This is a genomic window from Pseudomonas sp. FSL W7-0098 (assembly GCF_005930585.1).
Taxonomy (GTDB): Bacteria; Pseudomonadota; Gammaproteobacteria; order Pseudomonadales; family Pseudomonadaceae; genus Aquipseudomonas; species Aquipseudomonas bubulae.
The window spans coordinates 199,853-222,494 of record NZ_RXHW01000010.1 but is presented as its reverse complement, the minus strand read 5'-3'; the positions used below and the strand labels follow the sequence as shown (position 1 = coordinate 222,494).

Sequence of the window (22,642 nt, the reverse complement as noted above, 5' to 3'; positions counted from 1 at the left end):
AATTCATGGCTTGCCCCCTTGGCAGATCCCGCACCCTGGAGCTACTCTGCAACCAGACCAGCGAAGTAATCGACTGGCTCTGATCTTGTTTGCTACATGCTTATTTCTTCCCTTGTCACGGCCCGACTGTTGCCGAAGGGGAGCGCTGAATGTCTATCCATTGCGAGGAGGACGTTTCATGAGCACAGCCCATCAAGAAGACCTCAGCAGCTATGTGCTGCGCCGCATGAAAGAAGGCGGTTTTGATTTTTCACGTATCCATCCCATCGAGTTTTACGCGATCTTCCCGGACGAGGAGCGGGCGCGCAGAGCTGCACAAAAATTTTGTGGTGAGTCCTTGAATGCGCAGATCAATGTGCGAGATGACGGTGCATGGCATCTGGAGTTGAGTAAGGTGATGTATGCCACCTATGGGGGCATCGGCGATTTCGAGCAGGACTTTGAAGCAGTAGTCGTGCCGCTGGGAGGAATTATCGAAGGTTGGGGCGTGAAGCAGGAGGTGCGTGGCCTGCTCAATTGAAAGGTGTTTGATCGTTTCTCGGCTGGCCTCAGGGCCGGCCGTTCTGTTTTATAGCCAGCAACTTTAGCTCGCGAAGACGCGCAGGGGCGCACGTCTTCGGCATATTGGCATGTCTAACCGATAACCTTTGTCAGGTTCGGCAAGATCAGCAGCAAGGTGGTAGCAAAGAGGATAAGACCGGCTTGACGTACTTTCGTATGTTTGAACATGGCTATCTGCCTTTTTTTGTTTTTCCTGAACGACAATGCCTGCGCCAAGAGATTAATGCCTCGAAAAGAAAGCGGCCCTGGCAACAGGGTTAACCTTAGAGCCCCCATAAGACATGGCTTAGAACCCTTTAACATCATCCAAGTGCAGTAAGTTTCTAAAACGCTATTAAGTCTTTTACCCCTGACCTGCCGACCCGTATCTAGACGCAACGGGCCCGTTTGGTGTCCATATTCTTAGCCCCCTACCGTTCGTCAGGGAGTGCAGTGCAGCCCTGTTTTGTCCTACAAAAGGCCCCCGTTTTCAGGGGTTGCAGGGTGATTACTACGTTCAGTACTTGCCATCAAATACCCTTTCAGGGCAGGCTCGGATCTGTTGTCATCATTACTTTCGCCTTTATCGTGCCAGGTACTTTTATGTCGCTACGCATCTGCATTCTGGAAACCGACATTCTGCGTCCAGAGTTTGTTGACCAATATCAGGGCTACGGGCAAATGTTTGTGCGCCTGTTCTCCACGCAGCCAATCGCGGCACAGTTCACTGTTTTCAATGTCATGCATGGCGAATATCCGTCTGATGACCAGACGTTCGATGCTTACCTGGTTACCGGCAGCAAGGCGGACTCATTTGGCACCGATCCGTGGATTCAAACCCTCAAAACCTACTTGTTGACCCGCTACGAGCGCGGTGACAAGTTGCTGGGCGTTTGCTTTGGCCATCAATTGCTGGCGCTGCTGCTGGGTGGCAAGAGCGAGCGCGCCACTCAAGGCTGGGGCGTGGGCACCCACCAGTACAAACTGGCTGCCAAGGCACCGTGGATGAACCCGGTGGTCGAGGACTTGACGCTGTTGATCAGCCATCAGGACCAGGTTACGGCCTTGCCGGAGAACGCCACGGTCATTGCTTCCAGTGATTTCTGCCCGTTTGCCGCCTACCACATCAATGATCAGGTGCTGTGCTTCCAGGGCCACCCCGAGTTTATCCACGACTATTCGCGGGCCTTGCTTGACCTGCGCCAGGAACATCTGGGCGAGCAGGTCTACAGCAGCGGTATCGCCAGCCTGGGCCAGGATCATCATGGCCGCACCGTTGCCGAGTGGATGATGCGTTTTGTGTCGCACAAGCCGCAGATCGTCTGATATCCGGCTCGATATAGGTGGGAGCGGGCTTGCTCGCGATTGGAACGATGCGGTTTGGCTGAACAATCGCGCTGTCTGAATCGCGAGCAAGCCCGCTCCCACAGGGTGAGAGGGTTAGAGCCAGCCAGACCGTTTGAAGCTGGTCCACAGGCCGGTGACGCCCACCGCAATAAACCCCAGCACACCGAAATAGCCGTAGTGCCAGGTCAATTCCGGCATGTTCTGGAAGTTCATCCCGTAAATCCCCGCCACGGCAGTGGGGAACGCCAGGATGGCCGCCCAGGCGGCGAACTTGCGCTGTACATTGCTCTGGCGTGAAGACTCCAGTAGCACAACGATCTCAATGGTCTGGGTAGCGGCATCGCGCAGGTTGGTGAGGTCTTCCATCTGCCGCGTGACGTGAATCTGCACATCACGAAAATACGGACGCATGTTCTTGTCGATAAAGGGGAAGGTCAGGCGCTGCAGCTCTTCGCTGATCTCCACCATGGGCGCCACATAGCGGCGCAGACGCAGTACATCGCGGCGCAGGCCATGCAGGTGGACGATGTCCGCCTCATTCAGGGCATTGCCCATGATGCTTTGTTCGAGCTGCTCGATTTCGGCATGGATGGCTTCGCTGACAGGCTGATAACTCTCGGTAACGAAGTCGAGCAGGGCATACAGCACAAAGTCTTCACCATGCTCCAGCAGCAGCGGCCGTGCTTCGCAACGCTGGCGCACGGATTTGTAAGAGGCTGAATGGCCATTGCGGCTGGTGATGATATAGCCGTTGCCGGCAAAGATATGGGTTTCGACAAACTCCAGTTTGCCTTCATGGCGAACCGGCGAATAGATCACGATAAACAGCGCATCGCCAAAGGTCTCGAGCTTGGGACGGCTGTGTTGCTCAAGGGCGTCTTCGATGGCCAGTTCATGCAGGTTGAACTGGCGTTGCAAGTTGGCCAGCTCTTGCGCGTCGGGTTGCTCCAGACCAATCCAGACGAAGTGACCAGGCTTTTTCGCCCACTCAATGCCTTCGTCCAGCGTGATATTGGTGACTTTCTTGCCTGCGTTATAAACCGCAGCAGCAACAACTCTCCCCATAGTTCTAATCGCTTCTTCTTCAAAGGGTTATGGCACGAAGATGCAGCTTAGCGTGCTATTGGCCACTTTGAGACGACAAAGGTTCAGTGGTTCGGGTTGGATACTGTCGAGTTGCCCTTGGACAGGGGTGGCAAGTGAATGTTTTTCTGGCTCAGCAGTTCCCGGTCCATGGCTTCAATGCATTCACGCATCTGCTCGTGGCACTGTTCCATCAACTGCGGGATGTCATTCAGGGTCAGGCCGGCTGTCGGGATGGCAGGCAGTGAACGGATCTGGATATCGGCACTGTGCCAGCGGTTGAGCTGCAGGTGCTGGCTATAAGTGCTAACGCACACCGGTACGATCGGCACCCCGGCAGTGATTGCCATCTGGAATGCGCCCTTCTTGAAAGGCAGCAGGGTTTTGCCGAAATTGCGCGTGCCTTCCGGGAATACCCAGATGGACGTGTCTTTCTCTTGCAGGGTGCGGGTAGTCGTCAGCATCGACTTGCGGGCTTTCTGGGCATTGCCCCGATCGATCAGCACATTGCCCGCCAACCAGAACAGCTGGCCGAACAGAGGCACCCACTTAAGGCTTTTTTTGCCGATGCACACAGTGCGGCGCGGTACCACGTTGCCGAATATAAACAGGTCGTAGTTGGACTGATGATTGGCAATCACCACACAGCTTTGCGGCTTGTCCATCAGCGGTCCGACCTCGGCCTTGAGTCTGTAGCCCAGGATCCAGCGGGACGGCCAGGCATACAGGCGCGCGCACAGGCGGCTGTTGTCCGGATTGAAGGGACGGCACATGCCCAGTATTACACCCAGTACGCCTGCAAGCATAAAATGCAGACACATCAACAACATACGCATCGAAAGTAGCATTTACAGGCTCGCCAAAACAAAAGTCGGCGCAGTGTACGGATGTGCACTGTCTTCAGCAATTACCCCGATACAAGTAGGAGATAGCTGAAGTTTTAGCATTTGTTTCAACGAGCTTTGTAAGAGGCGGGCCAGAGCAGTTTGAGAATGATTGCAGGGGGACGTCAGGCAGGCACAATCCCGACCGCAGGTTGCGGTCGGGACCGGTATTTCAGGGGGGGAGGGTCAGAGCGGGTGGTGCTGGTCTTCTTCAATTGCCTTGTCCAGCGTTTCCAGCAGCTCCTTGCGCACCTTGAGCTTGGTGTTCCTGTGGGCCCTCATATTGATCTTCTTCAACTGGCGGGCGGCTTCCAGGGCTGCGGCTTGCAGCTCATCAGGCTTGACCACCTTGTCGAGGAAACCTGCGTCAACTGCGGTGAGCGGGGTGAACATCTCACCGTTGATAACCGAGCGGTGGAATGCCGATTTGCGCAGCCGGTCGCGGGCCAGCTCAATACCGGCATGGTGCATGGTCATGCCTATCTGCACTTCGTTCAGGCCGATGCTGAACGGGCCTTCCACGCCGATACGGTAATCCACCGACAACAGCAGAAATGCGCCCTTGGCCACCGCGTGGCCGGAACAGGCAATCACCACCGGGAACGGATGCGCCAACAGGCGACGAGCGAGGGTCGAGCCCTGTCTGACCAGCTCAATGGCTTGCTCGGGGCTGGCGGTCATCACCTTCAAGTCATAGCCGCCAGAGAGAATGCCTGGTTGCCCGGTAATGATGACTACAGCGCGATCCTGCTCGGCCTGGTCCAGGGCGGCATTAAACGCAGTGATCACATCCGGGGAGATGGCATTGACCTTGCCATTGCTCAAGGTCAGCGTGGCGATACCGTCTTCCAGGTGATAGGCAATCAAGTCACTCATGGCGCAAATCCTTGTTATGAAGTGGGGCAGACGTTACCCAGCCCCGTGGCCCAGGTAAAGGGCCATGACTGACCGGTGAGTCATGCAATTGGCCTGCACCTTCTATATAGAGGGCAGCGGAGCAGGGTTTTTGCCTGAACGGGCAAAGCTGCGGTGCCGGAATTTGGCAGAAACGCCCCCCCGTGGCATACCGCCAAAAGGACTATTTTCGTAAGCACATGAAAATTCTGAAAAAAACATTTGTCATATCGAAAGCTTTCGACTACATTAGCGCGCCTCGACAGACAGAACTTGTTTGAAGAGATACGGTGAAGTGTCCGAGTGGCTTAAGGAGCACGCCTGGAAAGTGTGTATACAAGAAATTGTATCGAGAGTTCGAATCTCTCCTTCACCGCCACATTAAGTAAACACAAACCCCTGATTTTCCTAGAGAAAGTCGGGGGTTTGTGGTTTCTGGCGTCTGGAAAATGGTGGTATGGGAATACCGGCTGAATTTTGCCCGTGCTTATCCCTGAATTGTGGAGGGCGCTGGCTGTAGATTCAGAGCGTGTTGCAGGATGCTGACGACGTCCGGGTCGTCTTCATTGATCCGCGTCCCAGAGTGCTGACGGATATCTGGGCGTTTTCAGGATGTTCGACACGAAGGATATGTGCCAGCAATGAAGGAAGATCATGCCATTTGTGCTGGGTGCCTGCGTGCGGGGCTGACTAGTGATCCAGCAATGCCATGATCAATGGCGATGTCAGCGTTGCTAGATATAAAGATGTTTCTGTTGATTTGAAACCGGTGCTGATCGGGCGTGAATCCTATCCATGCAGTCCGCGTCACTCGCCCGGTAAGCCCTACAAGAGCAACATCAAGCACCGGCTATCCAAGCCTTACCATTCTTGGAATGGCGGCCAAGTCTAGCGAATGAATCGTACGATTATAGGAACTACGGTCAAGACGTTTCATTACCTGGGTTTTGATGCGCTGAAAGCCCACGTTTTGGCTTTCGTGATGGCTTCCAACTTTGCCAGGCATCTCAAGGCTTTGCACGGCTGAACTCCGCTCAAGGTGTTCTGTGAGGCTTAGACTGAAAACCCAGCCTGTTTCGCAATGAGTCCGCAGCTTCTCATGTCGGAACCTTACACCTAGTAAGCGCACAATTAAAACGCACTCTTATAGTGCTCCCGCAAGTATAAGTTCCCTGCCTGCACCCTAACCAATCGCACGATTACACACTACGAAAATCCGCACCAAATTAGCGCGATAGCATTAAGTGCAATGAAATTCGAAAAATTCAAGCGCGCAACTATTAGCGCCAGCCTTCTTGACCTATGCAGAACAAATACTAGTATGGATTTCAAGTCTGAAGTCGACATTTAACAGGTTGGCCATTGCATCATAAAAAGGAGGGATGCAATCCATATGAAGCTGAGTAAGCCGCTGCCACTTAAACCCCTATACAGGGGTAATATGACGTTAAGCCTGGCGGAAGAAAATAATATGACCCAGGTTTTTTTGATGGGAAAGGATGCGTGGGGTGCGGAATTCCAAACGGAAGAATACCTTGATATATGCTGCGCATCGGAAAAATACAGATTAGGCAACTGGTTTATCTTAAGGAATAGCAGCGGGGCGCCCATATCATCTGCCATTTCCTATGTGATTCCGGGGCATAACAACAGTTCATGGATAGGCATAGGCTCATTAGCTACAGAGGTAAACAGCCGCAAGAAAGGATATGGCCTAAGCTGCCTGTCAATGCTGCTAGAAGGATATGAGAAACAACAAGCAACTACAGGTTTTATGCTTTTTCAAGACGTACAAACCAACATCTACAGATCAGCTGGTTTTGTTGCAGCAGAATCAATAGGCTATACAGGAGCTCACCCGAGCTTGCTGCTCAGAATAAATGAACGGAATAATCAGGAAGCTGAGTATTTCTTAAAAAAACCGCCGAGCTATTTTTAATTGTTCATGAGCAAGGTGCTTACTGTTCTTGCCTTTTTTCGAGGGCTAAACGCAAAGAATACACATGCCCTATCAGGCAGCAGATCCACAAGTTGACACACAACCCCATGGGGCTGCCATGGGGCCGCTTGTTAGTCAGCAGATTCTCTACAGTCGTTATAAGCCGGGGGCCGTGATTTGAAAAAAACGGGTATGGACGGTTTCGAACCCCTCCTTAACCGCCACATTAAGTAAACACAGCCCCCTGATTTCCTGCAGGATGTGCGGTTGATAAAGGCTTAGCCAGTTCTGAAGGTCACTGGCCAGGGTGATATTTATAGGGCGAGATCAAACAAATAGAAGCGGGTTGATAGCTTAAGCTTCCGGTTGCGTAAAGCTGTAACGGTTTGAGCGCTTATAGGTGCCGAAGTCATTAAACCTGACACCGGCGTCCGCTAAAACTTTATGGGCGAAGGGCGCGGTCATTTGGCGCAGGTAGAACGGGTCCTTGACCACAAAGTGATGAATGCAATGGGTGCTCCCGAAGTTGAAGCAAAACAACTGGAATGGCCACAGCCACCACCGGTTCATGACCTGGGTTTGCTGCAAGGGATTGCGTGGCATGACGTCGCCGAAATAGTGAATGTTAGAGCTGATAAAAAACAGGCAGAACTGACGGATGATATTGGGCGCGACGATAATCACCACTGCAGCATTGACCACCTGTATCAGCAGTGATGCGGCAGCAGAGAGCTCAACGGTGAGGCCCATCAGCGAGTTCACCCATGTGTAGAGGTGGTAACCCAGGAATATATACCAGCAGCCCCAGTACAGAAGCCCCATGGGCGCATTCAACCGAAGCACCTTGACGGTCAACCTGATTTTTTCTTGCCAGGTCGGTGCGAACAGGGCATTGACAATGCCAAAGACAAAACCGTCGATGAGTTTTAAAAAGCGCTTGGCCCCCCACTTGCTGCCGCTGGTGGTAATCCAGGCTTCAACATCGGTGTGGGTGCCGGATTCTTTGTGATGATGAAAGTGCAGTTCACGCCGTAACCAGGGGCTGGGCATACCGGGGCGGGCTATCCAGCACAGCAGCATCATCAGGTTGTGCGCCACGGGGTGTTTTCTGAAATACAGGCGATGAATCAAGTCGTGTTCAAGTTCATGAATAAATGACGTCAACAACGCATTGATTACAATACAAAGCCAGCCGGGAATAAGCCCTTTTATATACAGTGTGCCCGTTATTATCATGCCAGTTACAGAAACAGCCATCACGCTGGCGCCTATGGCATTCTGGAAACCCAGTACGCGATAGCGTTTACGTAGCTCATTACTGTGCTGTGTGATTTTTTGAGTAACGTCGTTAATTAAATCCTGCTCGGTTTTTGGCAAAGTCGTACTGGGTGCTCGAGAGTCAGTGTTCATCACTTCATCCTTTGAAGACGATGGGTTGGGATCGCTTCACTAGAAAAGCACATTTATTTTATTGGGCAAGTTTTAATGTTTTTATGGCGGTTTGGTCGGACGAGCGGATATATATCGTTATATTGTCGGACAATAACTTTGTGGCGCGGGGTTAACTTTTGCGTCGGGTTAAATATCGGCCTGAAAACTAACGTTTGATATTATGTAACTGGCCTGAACCGAATTGTTGCGAATGCTCGGTCGTGTGGCGCCGGGATTGAAGGATTACTACCCGGTAGTGCCATTGAACGCTCCCATTCGAGCTCAAATGGATTTAGACGATGATAAGGCTGCTCCCCCTTTGGCGTGCTGTTGCTGAATGCGGGCTGCGCGCAGGCCCGGCAGTACACGCCACCTGCCGGTGCCCCCGGGCGCAGCGCTACCCGGTCACGGCCCAAGACTTGATTCAGGAAGGCGGACTGTTCAGGTCCAGTTCTCTGGAAATTGCTTGTTCCGCTTTCACGAATGCTGGGGTTTTGCCGGCATCGGCATAAATCTCTTCACCTTCTTCAATCCTGATGACCTCAGAGCCCTTCACATAGGGCATGGCCTGCTCTGCTTGCTCAAGCGCGCAATGAATCAGGCTTTGGGTAATGGTGGCTTCATCCAGCCCGTAGGCTTGGGCGAAAGCCTTGATTTTGACCAAATCACGCTTGTGTAGTGAAAGGTTGTATTCAACCCGCTCACTGGACTCCTGAGATCTGGACTCCCAGTTGTCGAGCATGGCCCTGAAGGCGTCCATATGGCTTCTCCTGTTTGGCGCAAAGTGTTGCTGGACAGTATGGCTCAGGGTTCGCTGAAGTGCCTTCAGTTGCCATCCGTCAGAAAAAACAGCTTTGATTTAAACCTTTGCCATCACGTGCCTTCAGATTCTGTGCAGGGAATAAACCTGCCTTTTTCTGGAGGACGTTATGAAACACCTGATTGGCCCCAAACGCTTTGTGGCAGGTTGTGCCCTGGTCTGCTCCCTGATCGTGGCGGCCACAGCAGTCGCAGCCAGTCCGGCAGACTTTGTTGATGAGGCTCATGCAGCAGGGATTGCGGAGATCGAGACCAGCCGTATGGCGATCAGTAAAACCTCTTCGACGGACATAGAAAGCTATGCCGTGGAAGCCATCAAGGACCATACCAATGCCAATCGGGATTTGAAGGATCTTGCCAGCCGACTGGGCCTGCAGGTGTCCAGCGATGAGCAGATACTCGACAAGGCGAAAAAGCTGATGCTGCAAGTGCAGGAGGGCGATTCGTTCGACGCGGCCTATGCGGCCAATCAGGTCAAGGCCCATGAACAGGCCATCGAGTTGTACAAGGAGCAGGCGCAAAATCCCGAGTCACCGGAGTTGCAGGCGTTTGCCGAAAAGTATCTGCCCAAGCTGGAAATGCATCTGCTGATGGCGCAAAAACTGGTGGATGCCCACCACAAGTCCTGATCCTTTAAGTGCAAAAACGCCCGGTGAGTGATCGACCGGGCGTTTTATGCAACGTGGCGTGGCTCAGACCGCGATTTCGTTGAACCCGCAGTACTCTTCCCAGCTCATGTCCAGGGCTTCGGCGACTTCCTGATGCACTTCAAGGCGCATGCTCTTGAGTTCTTCGGGGGAGCGGGCGATCAGTTCCAGGGCCAGTTCCCAGGCTTCCAGGCCGCGGCTTTCGGCTTCGTCCTCAAAGGCCCACAAAATCTGTTGCTGGCGGTCCTCGGCGCTCAGCTCTTTCATTTCTTCGATCAGTTCAGGGTGCGCCTTGATAAAAGTATCCAGGGCCAGTTCGTTACGGGATTCTTTAGGGATCATATGGCGTCTCGGATGGTCAGGGCATTTTTCGCATGCTAGCGAGTTCGCATTACGATGAAAAGTGCCATATAGCTGCTTAGCCCACCGGTTGCAGCTTGCTTTCGCGCTGCAGGCTGTAGCCCCATACCGCCAATGCCAGTGTCGCGACCACGGCGCCGACCACGACAATACCGTCCCAGCCATAGGCCGGGTAGGTCTGCGCACCTACCAGTGAACCCAGTGCGCCGCCAATGAAATAACAGGTGATGTAGCCAGCATTCAGGCGGTTGCGGGCTGCCGGGCGGACTTTGAACACCGCGTTCTGGTTGCTCACATGGACCAGTTGCACGGCAAAATCCAGGGCCAGCACACCGATCAGCAAAGCCACCAATGAATGCCCGGCAAATGCCATGGGCAGCCAGCAGGCCAGTAGCACCAGCAGGCCAGCGGTGGTGGCCTGTTGCCCCTTGCCGCGATCAGCCATGCGTCCGGCCCAGTTGGCCGCTACCGCACCGACGGCGCCGGCCAGGCCGAACAGACCGATCACCGCGTCCGAGTAGCTGTAGGGTGGTACCGCCAGCAAAAAGGCCAGGGGGGTCCAGAACAGGGCGAACAGCGAGAAGGTCAGCAGGCCCAGCAGGGCGCGCAGGCGCAGTACGGGTTCTTCGATAAACAGAGTGAACACCGACTTCAGCAGTTTTGGGTAGCTCAGCCCGGCGCTTTGATGGTGGTTGGGCAGGGCGCAATACAGCGAGATGGCGCTGATCAGCATCAAGGCGGCAGCCACCAGGTAAATGGTGCGCCAGTCACCTGCCGATGACAGCGCGCCCGCTACGGTGCGGGCCAGCAAAATGCCCAGCAACAGGCCACTCATCAGTGTCCCAACGACCCGACCACGGCTTTGCGGGTCGGTCAGGCTGGCCGCCATGGGCACCAGCACCTGGGCCGATACCGAAAACAGTCCGGTCAGTGCCGTGCCGATCAACAGCCACGTCAACGAAGGGGCAAATGCGCTTAGCAGAAGGCCCAGGGCGCTGAGCACGGTCATGGTGACGATCAGTCGGCGTTGTTCGAACAGATCACCCAGCGGCACCAGCAGTAACAGGCCAGCGCCATAGCTGAGCTGGGCAGTGATAACCACGGTACCGGCGCTGCCCATGCTCAAGCCCAGTTGCTGGGCGATGGTGTGCAGCAGGGGTTGGGCGTAATAGTTGCTGGCAACAGCCAGGCCGGTGGCGGTGGCCATCAGCAGAATCAGGGCGGTGCTAAGAGGTTTTGTTGCAGCAGTAGACGTGGACATTGACTGTCTCGTTGGCATGGGGAATGCGACGAAGTATCAGAATGTCAGCGGAGAATGTCACTGAATATGTCGGCGGTTTTAAATTTTAAACCGCACAGCCCCAGGCAATAAACACCAGGGGCTGTGCAGGCAACAGTGGTAGCCGATGCTAGTTGCGACGCCCCAGCAGCAGGCCAACGACCAGACCGAAACCGGCCGAGATGGCCACGGTCTGCCATGGATGGCCACCGATATAGCTTTCCGTGGCGTCGACCACAGGCTTGGTGCGCTCGCGCACGTTGGTCACTGAATCCAGTGCCTGCTTGAGCTTGAGGCTCACCTGGGCACGCAGGGTTTCGCCTTCTTCACCGACCAGGGACACGCTGTCCTTGAGCAGCTTTTCAGATTCGGCAATCAGGTCTTGCAGTTCGCTGAACGCTTGATCCTTGATTTGATCTTCAGCTTGTACGGCATTTTTTCGAGCCATTGCGGTACTCCTTGCAGGTTAAAGGGGTGATATGTAATGGAGTCAACCCAATGCTAAAAAGTTGCATCTGATTTGCGCCTGAGCTGACAGCGTAGTCAAAAACCAGACTGAGACACTTCTTTGTAGGGTGTAAGATGTCACCTAATTAACACCGCAGGAAATTCACATGAGCTTCAACCTCGCCAACAAGCCTCTCGCAGAGCGTGCAGCGCTTGAAGATGAAAAATCCCGTTTGTACGACCTTTGGCAGAGCAACCTGGGCAAGGCCAAAGGGGATGCGGCGCGTTTGTTTGGTGAACGTGCCAAGCGTAAGGGCAAGTGGGCTGAATGGGTACGCTCGGAACTGGACGCCATGTCACCGCCGGAATACGCCAACATGGTGCGCAGTGAGTTGAACCGCATGGTGGCTGCTGCCAAGTAAGGCATGCATCAAACTTTGGTAGGAGCGGGCTTGCTCGCGATTCAGCTGCCGCGGTTTATCTGCGTTACCGGGGCGATACTATCGCGAGCAAGCCCGTTCCCACAGTTGTCTAGAGCGTTTCGCAAACGCTAAACACCTGTACCGCACCGCCCACATTGATCTGCACTTCATCATCAAGCTGTTTGCCCTGCAAGGCGGCCCCCAGGGGTGAGCGCGGGGTGATGACGGTGACCGTCTGCCCGCTGTGGTCGAGCTTGAGCCCGGCGGCATCGGGGGCGAGGAACAGCCACTGTTCGCTGCCATTTTCGGCTTCCAGCCTGACCAGCGCTCCGATCTGAATGCCCTGCGCCGGGTTGTACGGCGCAAGGGTCATGGCCCGGCAGTTTTTCAACGCCTGGCGAATTTCCTCAACCCGGCGTGCCTGTCCTGTGGCCAGATATGACGCTTCCAGGCCGAGGGTGTCGTATTTGTTCTCGGCGATGTTTTCCGCATGGGTGGCCGCTTCATAGGCGGTTTGCGCCGCGCGCTGGAGGACATCGAGGTCGATTTCGAGTTTCTCCAGCATCAGCAGGTGCACAGCAGTCTTGTTCATGGTCGCAGCTTGATAGTGACGAACGCCGATTGTCGCACGAGTGCCGCGCAGATTAATCCGCCTCAAGACTTCTGTACGCAGCCAATTATGCGGACAATCCCCCCTTTTGAATGTTGGAGCCCGGTATGAAAGCCTCCTGGGATATTTTTTGCAGCGTGGTCGATAATTACGGCGACATCGGGGTGACCTGGCGTCTGGCCCGGCAGTTGGTGGCCGAGCATCAGCAGGGCGTACGGTTGTGGGTCGATGACTTGCGAGCGTTTGTGCCGTTGTGCCCCGAGGCGGATGTCGGCGCTGCGCAGCAATGGCAGCAGGGGGTTGAGGTTTGCCAGTGGCCGGCGCAGTGGCCGGCGACGGAGGTTGCCGACGTGGTGGTCGAGGCCTTTGCCTGCAAACTGCCTGAAGGCTATCTGCAGGCGATGAAGGCTCGCGAAAAACCGGCGTTGTGGATCAATCTCGAATACTTGAGTGCCGAAGACTGGGTCAGCGGCTGCCACGGCCTGCCATCGATGCGGCCTGACGGTTTGAAACGGATGTTTTTCTTTCCGGGGTTTGATGCCGGTACTGGCGGGCTGTTGCGTGAGGCAGACTTGTTGCAGCGCCGCCACGCCTTTGAGCAGGACCCGCAGGCCAAGCAGGTATTTTTGCAGGGGCTGGGGGTTTGCCCGGCGCACAATGCGCGGCTGATTTCATTATTTGCCTATGAAAATACCGGCCTGGCCAGCTGGCTGGATGCAATGGCGGCGGGGGCCGGGCCGACCCACCTGCTGGTGCCACAAGGACGGATCATGGGTGATCTGCTGCAGTGGCTGGGTATTGAGCAGTTACCCCTGGGTGCGGTCGAACAGCGCGGGGCGTTGACCGTTCAGGCGTTGCCGTTCGTCAGGCAAGAGGATTACGACCACCTGTTATGGAGCTGTGATTTCAACGCAGTGCGCGGTGAAGACTCGTTTGTGCGGGCGCAATGGGCAGGGCGCCCCCTGCTGTGGCATATCTATGAGCAGGAAGAAGACGCGCACTGGGTCAAGCTCAACGCATTCCTCGACCTCTACGTCAAAGGCCTTTCGCCACAGGCCGCCCGGGCGGTTACCGGGCTTTGGCATGCCTGGAATGCTGGCGCCGAGATGGGCGAAAGCTGGAATGGGGTGCTCCAATGCTGGCCTGAAATCGCTGCACACGCTGAACAGTGGTGTCTGGAACAGTCATTACAGGCTGATCTTGCGCAAGCGCTAGTACTGTTTTATAGAAATTGGATATGATACGCGACCTAGATTTTTGTAAATCTCAATCCAAATTCGGATATTCGTAATGAAAACTGGTAAAGAGCTTAAACCCGGTACAGTCATCAAGCTCGAAAACGACCCTTGGTTGGTTCAGAAAGCTGAATTCACCAAGTCCGGTCGTAACAGCGCGATCATGAAGACCAAGCTGAAAAACCTGCTGACTGGCTACAAGACCGAAATCGTATACAGCGCTGACGACAAGCTGGAAGACGTGATCCTGGATCGCAAAGAAGCGACCCTGTCCTTCATCAGCGGCGACACCTACACGTTCATGGACACCACTGACTACACCATGTACGAGCTGAACGCTGAAGACATCGAAGCCGTTCTGCCATTCGTTGAAGAAGGCATGACCGACGTTTGCGAAGCGATCTTCTTCGAAGACCGTCTGGTATCCGTAGAGCTGCCGACCACTATCGTGCGTCAGGTTGACTACACCGAAGGTTCCGCTCGCGGCGACACTTCGGGCAAGGTGATGAAGCCTGCCAAACTGAAAAACGGTACCGAGCTGAGCGTTGCTGATTTCGTTGAAATCGGTGACTGGATCGAAATCGATACCCGTGACGGTGGTTCCTACAAGGGCCGCGCCAAGGTTTAAACCTTGCGTTAACCGCACGATGAAAAAGCCCGGCCTTGATGCCGGGCTTTTTTTTGCTCGATGAAAAAGCCCCGGTTCTGCGCTTTGCCCGGCGCCGGGGACTGGTTAGCATGGGTGCTCACAACGAGGGGTGGTAATGCTGATCGATTTTGTAATGTATGCAGCCTTGGGTATCGCCATGGGGGCGCTGGGCGGGTTGTTCGGAATTGGAGGCGGTCTGATCGCGATCCCGGTATTGGGGTTGTGGTTCGGTCTGGACCAGCAATTGGCGCAAGGCACGGCCCTGGCCATGTCGGTGCCCAATGTGTTCTTGGCGTTGTACCGCTATCAGCAACGCAACAGGATCAATTTGCGTCAGGCATTGCCGCTGGTGCTGATGAGTTTTTGCTTCGCCTGGTTGGGCGCGATGCTCGCCGTTGGCGTGGATGCGCGGATCATTCGCTGGGGCTTTATCGTCTTTTTGCTGGCGATCACCCTCTATAACCTGATCAAAATGTACACCTCGCCAGCCCCGCCTGTGGCCGGTTCACGCTATGGCTGGCCGTGGTTCGGGGTGCTGGGTGCCGTGGCAGGCACGACCGGCGGGCTGTTTGGTGTCGGTGGCGCCGTGGTGGCGGCGCCCGTGCTGACCAGTGTGTTCGGCACCACTCAAGTTGTGGCCCAGGGCCTGTCACTGGCCCTGGCTGCGCCAAGTACGGCGGTGACTTTGCTGACGTATGCAGTGCATGACGAGGTCAACTGGGCCATGGGCGTGCCGATGGCCATTGGTGGGCTGTTAAGCATCAGTTGGGGTGTCAGGCTGGCTCACGCTTTGCCGGAGCGCCTGTTGCGCGGCCTGTATTGTGCTTTCTTGCTGCTGTGCGCGGGGTTGCTGGCGCTCAAAGCTTGAAGCCTTCGACGATGTATTCGGCAAAGCACTCAATGATCGGTGACGACGCGCTGTTGGCTTTGCGTAACAGCACAATACTGGCTGAGGGAAGCTCCGGCAGGTTCTCGGCCGCGCCGATGATGCGCAGGTCGGGCGTCAGCAGGCTTTGTAGCTGGGCGGTGACGGCGAGCCCGGTGCTGACCACGGCGTTGATCGCCGCGAGGCTGGCACTGGTGTAGGCAACCCGGTATTCACGTTGTTGAATATCCAGGGCATTACAGGCCCAGGTCCGGCAAAAACAGTCGGTATTGAACATTGCCAGGGGCAGGGGTGTTTGTTCATGGGGCGAAAAGCCTTGGGCCACCATCCAGACAAAGCGTTCCTGGCGCAGGATCTGGCCCATTTCGGTACCGGGTTTGCGGGTTACGATCGTCAGGTCCAGATCATTACGCTGCAACAGCTGGGATGACGGCTCGCAATGTACCTCGACGTTGATCAGCGGGTAGTCCTGGGCAAAGCGCGACAATACGCCGGGCAAAAAACGCATCACGTAATCATCCGGCGAACCTATCTTCACCGTGCCCACCATCTGTGGTTGGCGCAGGGTGTTGAACACTTCGCTGTGCAGCTTGAGGATACGCCGGGCATAACCGAGCAGCACCACGCCTTCCTGGGTAATGCTGACACTGCGCCCTTCGCGCTGGAACAGCGCACATTGCAGCACGTCTTCTTCCAGGCGTTTCATCTGCATGCTGACCGCCGACTGGGTGCGATTGACCGCTTCGGCGGCGCGGGTGAAGCCGCCGTGATCGGCGATGGCGGCAAAGGTGCGCAGCAGGTCGGTGTCGATGCTGGGAAATTCAGCCATTGATCAATCTCGCAGATGTATCGCATAAGAAACATTCGTTGGATTGATCTTATGCCCGCGCAGACACTTGAGCCATACCACAGGAGGGCTCAAGTGATGAAAGGTCAAATAGGCGTGGCGTGGATTGCCCGGATTTCGCGCTGGTATCAACTGTCGCGGGAGCGGGCGTGCTTGCGGCAGATCAGTGATGCGGCGCTCAAGGACCTTGGGTTGAGCAGGGCGGATATCGAGGCCGAAAGCCATCGGGCTTTTTGGGATGATCCGTTTAACAGGTGAGGGCGCGGTGTTTGCTGCCCCTCACCCCAGCCCTATCCCTGAGGGAGAGGGCGCTGATTGTCGGTGTTCTTGAAACCGCGTGCGGTCAGTCCCCTCTCCCTCCGGGAGAGGGTTAGGGTGCTCTTCAGCGCTTGACCTGCTTCAGCGTCTCGGCAATCAAAAACGCCAGCTCCAGTGACTGATCGGCATTCATCCGCGGGTCGCAGTGGGTGTGGTAGCGGTCCGACAGGCCGTCTTCGGTAATCGGATTGGCACCGCCGATGCATTCGGTCACGTTCTGGCCGGTCATTTCGATATGAATGCCACCTGCGTAACTGCCTTCGGCATCGTGAACCTGGAAGAACTGTTTCACTTCACCCAGTATTTGCGCGAAATCACGGGTCTTGTAGCCGCTGCTGGCCTTGATGGTGTTGGCGTGCATCGGGTCGCAACTCCACAGCACCTGCTTGCCTTCGCCTTCTACCGCGCGGATCAGCTGCGGCAGGTGATCGCCCACTTTGTCGGCACCCATGCGCACGATCAGGTTGAGGCGGCCCGGGTCGTTGTCCGGGTTGAGGATATCGATCAGGCGGATCAGGTCTTCGTTGTTCATGCTCGGGCCGACCTTGACCCCGATCGGGTTGTTGACCCCGCGCAGGAACTCGACATGGGCGCCGTCCAGCTGGCGTGTGCGGTCGCCGATCCAGAGCATGTGTGCCGAGCAATCGTAGTAATCGTTGGTCAGGCTGTCGCGGCGTACGAAGGCTTCTTCGTAATTCAGCAGCAACGCTTCGTGGGCAGTAAAGAAGCTGGTTTCGCGCAGTTGCGGCGAGCTGTCCATGCCGCAGGCACGCATAAAGGCGAGGGTTTCATCGATACGGTCGGCCAGCTGGCTGTATTTCTCTGCCAGGGCCGAGTTGGCGATGAAGTCCAGGTTCCACTTGTGCACCTGGTGCAGGTCGGCAAAGCCGCCCTGGGCAAAGGCGCGCAGCAGGTTCAGGGTGGCGGTGGACTGGTGATAGGACTGCAGCAGGCGTTCAGGGTCTGGCACGCGGCTTTTTTCATCAAAGCCGATGCCGTTGACGATATCGCCTCGATAGGCAGGCAAGGTCACGCCGTTGATGGTTTCGTCATTGGCCGAGCGCGGCTTGGCGAATTGCCCGGCCATGCGCCCGACCTTGACCACCGGGCACCCTGCCGCGAAGGTCATGACAATGGCCATTTGCAGCAGGACCTTGAACGTGTCGCGAATCTTGGCTGCCGAAAACTCCGCAAAACTCTCGGCACAATCACCGCCCTGAAGCAGAAACGCCCTGCCTTGAGTGACCTCGGCAAACTGTCGGCGCAGTTCCCGGGCTTCGCCGGCAAATACCAGTGGCGGGTAACTGGCCAGGCTTTGCTCGACGCGCAGCAGGTGCGCCGCGTCAGGGTAGTGGGGTTGTTGCTGGATCGGCAGGGCGCGCCAGCTGTCAGGGGTCCAGATTGGGCTCATCGCAGACTCTAGTATTTGTTGGAGATGGCCCATGTTAGCAGCAATTAGTGCGTGACCTGTTGCGCCGCAATGGCCGACAATCGCGCCTTTGCGCTCGATATCGAGTGGCTGTTTTTTCAGCGCCGCGGGTAGTACCGGGGCGCGGCAAGGAGAGGAAATGTCTGAGGAGCGCGTAGAGCGTCTGCTCGCCGAAGTTCATGATGACTTCGGCATGATTCGAGTGCTGGAAGTGGCTGACTACCGTTTCCTCGAATTCGGCGATGCGATCGAGCAAAGCTGCGTGTTCACTGCTGACCCCAGCTGGCTGGAATACGACTACACCCGCGCCATGCTGATTGGTGCGTTGTGCCATGACGCTCCGGAAAGCGCACTGTTTCTGGGGTTGGGTGCCGGAACCCTGACCCAGGCCTGTCTCAAGTTTTTGCCCCTGGAAGATGTCGAAGCCATCGAGCTGCGCCCGGATGTGCCGCGTCTGGCCATCGAATACCTGGGCCTGGATGATGATCCGCGTTTGTATATTCGTATCGGTGATGCCCTGGAGCTGCTGGACAGCGCCGAGCCCGCGGACCTGATTTTTGTCGATCTGTACAACGATCTTGGACCGGCAGCGGGTCACCTGGCCTGGACATTCCTTGAAAACTGTCAAAAGAAGCTGGCCCCCAATGGCTGGCTGATCATCAACCAGTGGGCCACCGACGATGGCAAGCCGCTGGGGGCTGCGTTGCTGCGCGGCCTGTATCACCGCCATTATTGGGAGCTGCCGGTCAAGGAGGGTAATGTTATCCTGATGGTGCCTGCTGACCTGGAACAGGCACTCGATATCGACGCGCTGACAGTCCGGGCACAAGTCCTGGCTCCGCGTCTGGGTTATTCGCTGGAGTCCCTGATCAAGGCAATTCGCCCGGCGACTTGATGCCAAGCGGTGAAACGTTTTAGCGTTTCACCCAGAGTGGCCCGGCACGAAAAGCTTTTTCAAGGACGAAAAAAAACGTTAAAGCCCGGTCCATAGAGGGATACAGACGATTTTGTGGCAAAAAACCCCTTCTTTTTTTTGATAAATCCGGTATAGTGCGCGCCGGCCTTTAGCCGGGCCACGTTTAGGTGTCGCATTTCCCGAAGCACGCTTCGGCTGCTCGTCCGTTTCGCGGACAACCCTGAACGCTCCATTCATTTAAACGTTTTCGCAAATCCCCGCCGACAAAGCAGCCAGGGCGACTCTTGAGTCTTACACGGCATGCGCAGCTTTGGAGCATGGGTCTTTGCGGATGCACTTAGAGGCAGACCCATGACCCAGGAAACCGGCGGCTTCGCCGCTTTTAATCTTAATCCGAACATTCTTTCTGCTGTCATCGCGACTGGCTACGAAGAACCTTCGGCTATTCAGCAGCAATCGATCCCGATCATCATGGCCGGTCACGACATGATTGGTCAGGCGCAAACCGGTACGGGTAAAACCGCCGCGTTCGCCCTGCCGATCCTGCACCGCATCGATCCTGCTAAGCGCGAGCCGCAAGCCCTGATCCTGGCGCCAACCCGTGAGTTGGCGCTGCAAGTAGCAACCGCTTTCGAAACCTACGCCAAGCAAATGCCGGGCGTTACCGTTGTGGCCGTTTACGGCGGCGCCCCTATGGGTCCACAACTGAAAGCAATCCGTAATGGCGCACAGATCGTTGTCGCCACTCCGGGCCGTCTGTGCGACCACCTGCGTCGTGACGAAAAAGTGCTGTCGACCGTGAACCACCTGGTTCTGGACGAAGCTGACGAAATGTTGAAACTGGGTTTCATGGACGATCTTGAAGTTATCTTCAAGGCACTTCCGCCAACCCGTCAGACCGTATTGTTCTCGGCAACCTTGCCGCAGTCGATCCGTGCCATTGCCGAACGCCATCTGCGCGATCCGCAACACGTGAAAATCCAGACCAAGACTCAGACCGTTACCGCGATCGAACAGGCTCACCTGTTGGTTCACGCTGACCAGAAGACCTCGGCTGTATTGAGCCTGCTGGAAGTTGAAGATTTCGACGCCCTGATCATGTTCGTTCGCACCAAGCAAGCGACCCTGGATCTGGCCAGCGCCCTTGAAGCCAAAGGCTACAAAGCTGCTGCGCTGAACGGTGACATTGCCCAGAACCAGCGTGAGCGCGTTATCGACTCGCTCAAGGATGGCCGTCTGGACATCGTTGTGGCAACGGACGTAGCGGCACGTGGTCTTGATGTTCCACGTATCACTCACGTGTTCAACGTTGACATGCCTTACGATCCAGAGTCCTACGTTCACCGTATCGGCCGTACTGGCCGTGCCGGTCGCGAAGGTCGCGCACTGCTGCTGGTGACTCCTCGTGAGCGCCGCATGCTGCAAGTGATCGAGCGTGTAACCGGTCAGAAAGTTGCGGAAGTCCGTCTGCCGGATGCCCAGGCTGTTCTTGATGCCCGCATCAAGAAGTTGACCAACAGCCTGACGCCGCTGGTCGCTGACGCTGAATCGACTCACGGTGATCTGCTGGATCGCCTGATTGCCGATATCGGCTGCAGCCCGCGTGCCCTGGCCGCTGCTCTGCTGCGCAAGGCAACCAACGGTCAGGCCCTGACCCTGGCAGCCATCGAGCGTGAACGTCCACTGGTGCCTAACAGTGCACCGCGTGAGCGTTCCGAGCGTTCGGGTGACCGTCCTGATCGTGGTGATCGCGAGCGTCGTGCTCCGGTTCCATTGGCTGAAGGCCGTGCACGTTGCCGTACCGCGCTGGGTGCGCGTGACGGTATCGCTGCCAAGAACCTGCTGGGCGCTATCCTCAACGAGGGTGGCCTGGCTCGTGAAGCTATCGGTCGCATCCAGGTGCGTGACAGCTTCAGCCTGGTAGAACTGCCGGAAGCCGGTCTGGAAGGTTTGCTGGCCAAACTGAAAGACACCCGCGTTGCTGGCAAGCAGTTGAAACTGCGTCGCTACCGCGAAGATTAATCACTCTTGCAGTGATTGATCGCTAAAAAAATCCCCGCCTGGTGCGGGGATTTTTTTTGTCCGGGATTTGTATTTGCTGGCCTTTGTGGGAGCGGGGCGCTAGCCAAACCGGTAGATATCCATCCCCAACGCACCCAGTGTCCAGCCCTGGTGGGCAATGCTGAACTGGCCGCCCGCGGCACGGGCAAAATACAACGGCAGCAGGTGCTCGTCGCTGGGGTGGTTTTTAGCGGCGAAAGGCGCCTGTGTGCGGTAGGCATGCAGCGCCGTTTCGTCATCAGCCGCCAGTTTGTCGATCATCCAGTCACGAAACGCCTTGGCCCAGGGTTCAATGCTCTCAGGGCCTGCGTGCCAGTCCAGTTCGCGCAGGTTGTGGGTGATGCTGCCCGAGCCGATGACCAGAATCCCCTCGCTGCGCAAGACCGCCAGTGCATGGCCTACCCTGGTCTGGCCCGCCGGGCCCAACTGGCTGGGCAACGAAACCTGCACCACCGGGATATCCGCATCCGGGTACATCAAGGACAGTGGCACCCAGGCGCCATGGTCAAAAGGGCGTCTGGCGTCCAGTCGCGCCGGCAAGCCGTTGTCTGCCAGCAATTCCACAATGTTCGCGGCCAACTTCGGGTCGCCGGGCGCAGGGTATTGCACGGCAAACAGTGCTGGCGGGAAGCCGCCAAAGTCATGCCAGGTTTCCGGTGACGGGTGGCTGGCGACCCGCAGGTCGGGGCTTTCCCAGTGCGCAGACACCAGCACTATGGCCTTGGGGCGCGGCAGTTCGGCCGCCAGGCGTTTGAGCGCCGGGCCACTGGCGCCCGGTTCCAGTGCTAGCATGGGGGAGCCGTGGGAGATAAACAGGCTGGGGAGCATGAAAGAGGTCCTCGAAGTTGAGATGCGTCATCTTCATCCTGATCATTGATCTAAATCCAATATAAGTTTTAGTGCTTATCTATCGAATTTAAAGGTGAATCATGCAGCCCGAATTTTGGCACGACCGCTGGGATCGCAATCAGATTGGCTTTCACCTGTCGCAGGTCAACCCTTACCTTCAGCGCCTTTGGCCGGCACTGGGGGTGGAGGAGGGTGGTCGTGTGCTGGTGCCGCTATGCGGCAAAAGCCTGGATATGAGCTGGCTGGCGGCCAACGGTCATGAAGTGCTGGGCGTGGAGCTGACGCAGACGGCCGTGGAGCAGTTTTTCAGTGAACAACAGGTCGAGCCACAGGTTCGTCAGCAGGGCGCCTTCAAGGTGTACGAGGCGGGTCCTGTGAAGATCCTCTGCGGTGATGTGTTTGCCCTGACTGAGGCTGACGTGGCCTCCTGTGTGGGGTTGTATGACCGCGCTGCAACCATCGCATTCCCTCCCGAGATGCGTGCGGCCTATGCTCGGCACCTGAGCCGGATTCTGCCGCCAGGCTGTCGGGGGCTGTTGATTACCCTGGATTACGATCAGTCGCAAATGAACGGCCCGCCGTTCTCGGTGCCGGACGCCGAGGTACAAAGCCTGCTGTCGCCTGCCTGGGCGCTGGAAGTGCTCGAGCAGCCGGATGTACTCGATCAGGAGTGGAAGTTCCTCAAGGGCGGCGTGACGCGACTGGTGGAGCGGGTGTATCGCCTGAGCAAAATCGCCTGAAGCAAAACCC

General features: G+C 56.3%; 25 protein-coding genes and 1 tRNA gene. 14 read left to right on the top strand and 12 right to left on the bottom strand.

Annotation, left to right across the window (positions count from 1 at the left end):
- The first annotated feature begins 178 nt into the window (after nt 1–178).
- Both FHL07_RS19075 and FHL07_RS19070 read left to right on the top strand, forming a co-directional pair.
- Nucleotides 179–520, top strand: a complete 342-nt coding sequence (locus tag FHL07_RS19075) for a ribonuclease E inhibitor RraB (protein WP_016779973.1) — start codon at nt 179–181, stop codon at nt 518–520.
- Between the two features lie 623 nt (nt 521–1,143).
- The gene (locus FHL07_RS19070) at nt 1,144–1,866 is read left to right on the top strand and encodes an amidotransferase (protein ID WP_095025161.1); all 723 of its coding nucleotides are present in this window, start codon (nt 1,144–1,146) and stop codon (nt 1,864–1,866) included.
- A gap of 114 nt (nt 1,867–1,980) precedes the next feature.
- Here FHL07_RS19070 and FHL07_RS19065 read toward each other — a convergent pair whose 3' ends face one another.
- The 3 genes from FHL07_RS19065 to FHL07_RS19055 all read right to left on the bottom strand — a co-directional run bounded on the left by FHL07_RS19065 (nt 1,981) and on the right by FHL07_RS19055 (nt 4,730).
- Nucleotides 1,981–2,952: a magnesium and cobalt transport protein CorA gene (locus FHL07_RS19065; RefSeq protein ID WP_095002262.1), complete on the bottom strand. Its 972-nt coding sequence runs from the start codon at nt 2,950–2,952 to the stop codon at nt 1,981–1,983.
- Between the two features lie 83 nt (nt 2,953–3,035).
- Nucleotides 3,036–3,818 (bottom strand): lysophospholipid acyltransferase family protein, encoded by a 783-nt coding sequence (locus FHL07_RS19060; RefSeq protein ID WP_095002261.1) that lies wholly within the window; start codon nt 3,816–3,818, stop codon nt 3,036–3,038.
- 222 nt (nt 3,819–4,040) lie between these two features.
- On the bottom strand, nt 4,041–4,730 hold the full coding sequence (locus FHL07_RS19055; RefSeq protein ID WP_095019389.1) for a crotonase/enoyl-CoA hydratase family protein: 690 nt from the start codon (nt 4,728–4,730) through the stop codon (nt 4,041–4,043).
- A gap of 307 nt (nt 4,731–5,037) precedes the next feature.
- Here FHL07_RS19055 and FHL07_RS19050 point away from each other — a divergent pair.
- The 3 genes from FHL07_RS19050 (at nt 5,038) to FHL07_RS19040 (ending at nt 6,687) form a co-directional block, all read left to right on the top strand.
- Nucleotides 5,038–5,127: transfer RNA gene (locus FHL07_RS19050), tRNA-Ser, on the top strand.
- Between the two features lie 516 nt (nt 5,128–5,643).
- Nucleotides 5,644–5,775, top strand: coding sequence for a hypothetical protein (locus FHL07_RS23940; protein ID WP_274595699.1), 132 nt, complete (start codon nt 5,644–5,646; stop codon nt 5,773–5,775).
- Nucleotides 5,776–6,141: 366 nt separating this feature from the next.
- A complete protein-coding gene (locus tag FHL07_RS19040) occupies nt 6,142–6,687 on the top strand; it encodes a hypothetical protein (protein ID WP_138738788.1) in 546 nt (181 codons plus the stop codon).
- A gap of 354 nt (nt 6,688–7,041) precedes the next feature.
- On the opposite strand, the gene FHL07_RS19035 is transcribed toward FHL07_RS19040, so the two are convergent.
- Nucleotides 7,042–8,097: a fatty acid desaturase gene (locus FHL07_RS19035; protein ID WP_095002256.1), complete on the bottom strand. Its 1,056-nt coding sequence runs from the start codon at nt 8,095–8,097 to the stop codon at nt 7,042–7,044.
- Between the two features lie 445 nt (nt 8,098–8,542).
- Nucleotides 8,543–8,878: a hypothetical protein gene (locus FHL07_RS19030; protein ID WP_130872522.1), complete on the bottom strand. Its 336-nt coding sequence runs from the start codon at nt 8,876–8,878 to the stop codon at nt 8,543–8,545.
- A gap of 169 nt (nt 8,879–9,047) precedes the next feature.
- On the opposite strand from FHL07_RS19030, the gene FHL07_RS19025 reads away from it, so the two are divergent.
- Complete coding sequence (locus FHL07_RS19025; RefSeq protein WP_095002254.1) at nt 9,048–9,566, top strand: DUF4142 domain-containing protein; 519 nt, start codon at nt 9,048–9,050, stop codon at nt 9,564–9,566.
- 63 nt (nt 9,567–9,629) lie between these two features.
- Here the strand turns inward: FHL07_RS19025 and FHL07_RS19020 are convergent, their stop codons facing one another.
- The 3 genes from FHL07_RS19020 to FHL07_RS19010 form a co-directional block, all read right to left on the bottom strand.
- On the bottom strand, nt 9,630–9,926 hold the full coding sequence (locus FHL07_RS19020) for a DUF6388 family protein (RefSeq protein WP_016779995.1): 297 nt from the start codon (nt 9,924–9,926) through the stop codon (nt 9,630–9,632).
- Between the two features lie 76 nt (nt 9,927–10,002).
- On the bottom strand, nt 10,003–11,205 hold the full coding sequence (locus FHL07_RS19015; protein ID WP_095002253.1) for an MFS transporter: 1,203 nt from the start codon (nt 11,203–11,205) through the stop codon (nt 10,003–10,005).
- Between the two features lie 148 nt (nt 11,206–11,353).
- Nucleotides 11,354–11,671: a DUF883 family protein gene (locus tag FHL07_RS19010; RefSeq protein ID WP_095002252.1), complete on the bottom strand. Its 318-nt coding sequence runs from the start codon at nt 11,669–11,671 to the stop codon at nt 11,354–11,356.
- A gap of 166 nt (nt 11,672–11,837) precedes the next feature.
- On the opposite strand from FHL07_RS19010, the gene FHL07_RS19005 reads away from it, so the two are divergent.
- Nucleotides 11,838–12,092, top strand: a complete 255-nt coding sequence (locus FHL07_RS19005; protein WP_095002251.1) for a hypothetical protein — start codon at nt 11,838–11,840, stop codon at nt 12,090–12,092.
- Between the two features lie 109 nt (nt 12,093–12,201).
- On the opposite strand, the gene FHL07_RS19000 is transcribed toward FHL07_RS19005, so the two are convergent.
- Entirely contained in the window at nt 12,202–12,684 is a 483-nt protein-coding gene (locus tag FHL07_RS19000) for a GreA/GreB family elongation factor (RefSeq protein WP_095002250.1), read from the bottom strand.
- 125 nt (nt 12,685–12,809) lie between these two features.
- Here FHL07_RS19000 and earP point away from each other — a divergent pair, with 125 nt between their 5' ends.
- From earP to FHL07_RS18985, 3 genes are all read left to right on the top strand, one after another.
- Nucleotides 12,810–13,943 (top strand): elongation factor P maturation arginine rhamnosyltransferase EarP, encoded by a 1,134-nt coding sequence (gene earP, locus FHL07_RS18995; RefSeq protein WP_095019386.1) that lies wholly within the window; start codon nt 12,810–12,812, stop codon nt 13,941–13,943.
- A gap of 49 nt (nt 13,944–13,992) precedes the next feature.
- Complete coding sequence (locus FHL07_RS18990; protein ID WP_016780001.1) at nt 13,993–14,565, top strand: elongation factor P; 573 nt, start codon at nt 13,993–13,995, stop codon at nt 14,563–14,565.
- A 139-nt stretch (nt 14,566–14,704) separates the two neighbouring features.
- Nucleotides 14,705–15,454: a sulfite exporter TauE/SafE family protein gene (locus FHL07_RS18985; protein WP_176465201.1), complete on the top strand. Its 750-nt coding sequence runs from the start codon at nt 14,705–14,707 to the stop codon at nt 15,452–15,454.
- On the opposite strand, the gene FHL07_RS18980 is transcribed toward FHL07_RS18985, so the two are convergent.
- Nucleotides 15,444–16,301 (bottom strand): LysR substrate-binding domain-containing protein, encoded by an 858-nt coding sequence (locus FHL07_RS18980; RefSeq protein WP_138738787.1) that lies wholly within the window; start codon nt 16,299–16,301, stop codon nt 15,444–15,446. The two genes, FHL07_RS18985 and FHL07_RS18980, sit on opposite strands and share 11 nt — an antisense overlap.
- A gap of 96 nt (nt 16,302–16,397) precedes the next feature.
- On the opposite strand from FHL07_RS18980, the gene FHL07_RS18975 reads away from it, so the two are divergent.
- Complete coding sequence (locus tag FHL07_RS18975) at nt 16,398–16,577, top strand: DUF1127 domain-containing protein (protein ID WP_138738786.1); 180 nt, start codon at nt 16,398–16,400, stop codon at nt 16,575–16,577.
- Between the two features lie 124 nt (nt 16,578–16,701).
- On the opposite strand, the gene FHL07_RS18970 is transcribed toward FHL07_RS18975, so the two are convergent.
- Nucleotides 16,702–18,048, bottom strand: a complete 1,347-nt coding sequence (locus FHL07_RS18970) for a class II 3-deoxy-7-phosphoheptulonate synthase (RefSeq protein ID WP_095020307.1) — start codon at nt 18,046–18,048, stop codon at nt 16,702–16,704.
- Nucleotides 18,049–18,205: 157 nt separating this feature from the next.
- On the opposite strand from FHL07_RS18970, the gene FHL07_RS18965 reads away from it, so the two are divergent.
- Entirely contained in the window at nt 18,206–18,961 is a 756-nt protein-coding gene (locus tag FHL07_RS18965) for a spermidine synthase (protein ID WP_095002245.1), read from the top strand.
- 372 nt (nt 18,962–19,333) lie between these two features.
- The gene (locus FHL07_RS18955) at nt 19,334–21,004 is read left to right on the top strand and encodes a DEAD/DEAH box helicase (RefSeq protein WP_095002244.1); all 1,671 of its coding nucleotides are present in this window, start codon (nt 19,334–19,336) and stop codon (nt 21,002–21,004) included.
- A gap of 99 nt (nt 21,005–21,103) precedes the next feature.
- Here the strand turns inward: FHL07_RS18955 and FHL07_RS18950 are convergent, their stop codons facing one another.
- A complete protein-coding gene (locus FHL07_RS18950; RefSeq protein WP_095019382.1) occupies nt 21,104–21,871 on the bottom strand; it encodes a DODA-type extradiol aromatic ring-opening family dioxygenase in 768 nt (255 codons plus the stop codon).
- Between the two features lie 101 nt (nt 21,872–21,972).
- On the opposite strand from FHL07_RS18950, the gene FHL07_RS18945 reads away from it, so the two are divergent.
- Nucleotides 21,973–22,632, top strand: coding sequence for a thiopurine S-methyltransferase (locus FHL07_RS18945; RefSeq protein ID WP_095002242.1), 660 nt, complete (start codon nt 21,973–21,975; stop codon nt 22,630–22,632).
- Nucleotides 22,633–22,642 lie beyond the last annotated feature (10 nt).

Coding starts and splice junctions, on each gene's coding strand:
- FHL07_RS19075 (WP_016779973.1), top strand. CDS start 179: ATGAGCACAGCCCATCAAGAAGACCTCAGCAGCTATGTGCTGCGCCGC.
- FHL07_RS18965 (WP_095002245.1), top strand. CDS start 18,206: ATGTCTGAGGAGCGCGTAGAGCGTCTGCTCGCCGAAGTTCATGATGAC.
- FHL07_RS19025 (WP_095002254.1), top strand. CDS start 9,048: ATGAAACACCTGATTGGCCCCAAACGCTTTGTGGCAGGTTGTGCCCTG.
- FHL07_RS18990 (WP_016780001.1), top strand. CDS start 13,993: ATGAAAACTGGTAAAGAGCTTAAACCCGGTACAGTCATCAAGCTCGAA.
- earP (WP_095019386.1), top strand. CDS start 12,810: ATGAAAGCCTCCTGGGATATTTTTTGCAGCGTGGTCGATAATTACGGC.
- FHL07_RS18950 (WP_095019382.1), bottom strand. CDS start 21,871: ATGCTCCCCAGCCTGTTTATCTCCCACGGCTCCCCCATGCTAGCACTG.
- FHL07_RS18980 (WP_138738787.1), bottom strand. CDS start 16,301: ATGGCTGAATTTCCCAGCATCGACACCGACCTGCTGCGCACCTTTGCC.
- FHL07_RS19065 (WP_095002262.1), bottom strand. CDS start 2,952: ATGGGGAGAGTTGTTGCTGCTGCGGTTTATAACGCAGGCAAGAAAGTC.
- FHL07_RS19070 (WP_095025161.1), top strand. CDS start 1,144: ATGTCGCTACGCATCTGCATTCTGGAAACCGACATTCTGCGTCCAGAG.
- FHL07_RS18955 (WP_095002244.1), top strand. CDS start 19,334: ATGACCCAGGAAACCGGCGGCTTCGCCGCTTTTAATCTTAATCCGAAC.
- FHL07_RS19035 (WP_095002256.1), bottom strand. CDS start 8,097: ATGAACACTGACTCTCGAGCACCCAGTACGACTTTGCCAAAAACCGAG.
- FHL07_RS18945 (WP_095002242.1), top strand. CDS start 21,973: ATGCAGCCCGAATTTTGGCACGACCGCTGGGATCGCAATCAGATTGGC.
- FHL07_RS19060 (WP_095002261.1), bottom strand. CDS start 3,818: ATGCTACTTTCGATGCGTATGTTGTTGATGTGTCTGCATTTTATGCTT.
- FHL07_RS19020 (WP_016779995.1), bottom strand. CDS start 9,926: ATGATCCCTAAAGAATCCCGTAACGAACTGGCCCTGGATACTTTTATC.
- FHL07_RS19000 (WP_095002250.1), bottom strand. CDS start 12,684: ATGAACAAGACTGCTGTGCACCTGCTGATGCTGGAGAAACTCGAAATC.
- FHL07_RS19005 (WP_095002251.1), top strand. CDS start 11,838: ATGAGCTTCAACCTCGCCAACAAGCCTCTCGCAGAGCGTGCAGCGCTT.
- FHL07_RS19040 (WP_138738788.1), top strand. CDS start 6,142: ATGAAGCTGAGTAAGCCGCTGCCACTTAAACCCCTATACAGGGGTAAT.
- FHL07_RS23940 (WP_274595699.1), top strand. CDS start 5,644: ATGAATCGTACGATTATAGGAACTACGGTCAAGACGTTTCATTACCTG.
- FHL07_RS19015 (WP_095002253.1), bottom strand. CDS start 11,205: ATGTCCACGTCTACTGCTGCAACAAAACCTCTTAGCACCGCCCTGATT.
- FHL07_RS19010 (WP_095002252.1), bottom strand. CDS start 11,671: ATGGCTCGAAAAAATGCCGTACAAGCTGAAGATCAAATCAAGGATCAA.
- FHL07_RS19055 (WP_095019389.1), bottom strand. CDS start 4,730: ATGAGTGACTTGATTGCCTATCACCTGGAAGACGGTATCGCCACGCTG.
- FHL07_RS18970 (WP_095020307.1), bottom strand. CDS start 18,048: ATGAGCCCAATCTGGACCCCTGACAGCTGGCGCGCCCTGCCGATCCAG.
- FHL07_RS19030 (WP_130872522.1), bottom strand. CDS start 8,878: ATGGACGCCTTCAGGGCCATGCTCGACAACTGGGAGTCCAGATCTCAG.
- FHL07_RS18975 (WP_138738786.1), top strand. CDS start 16,398: ATGAAAGGTCAAATAGGCGTGGCGTGGATTGCCCGGATTTCGCGCTGG.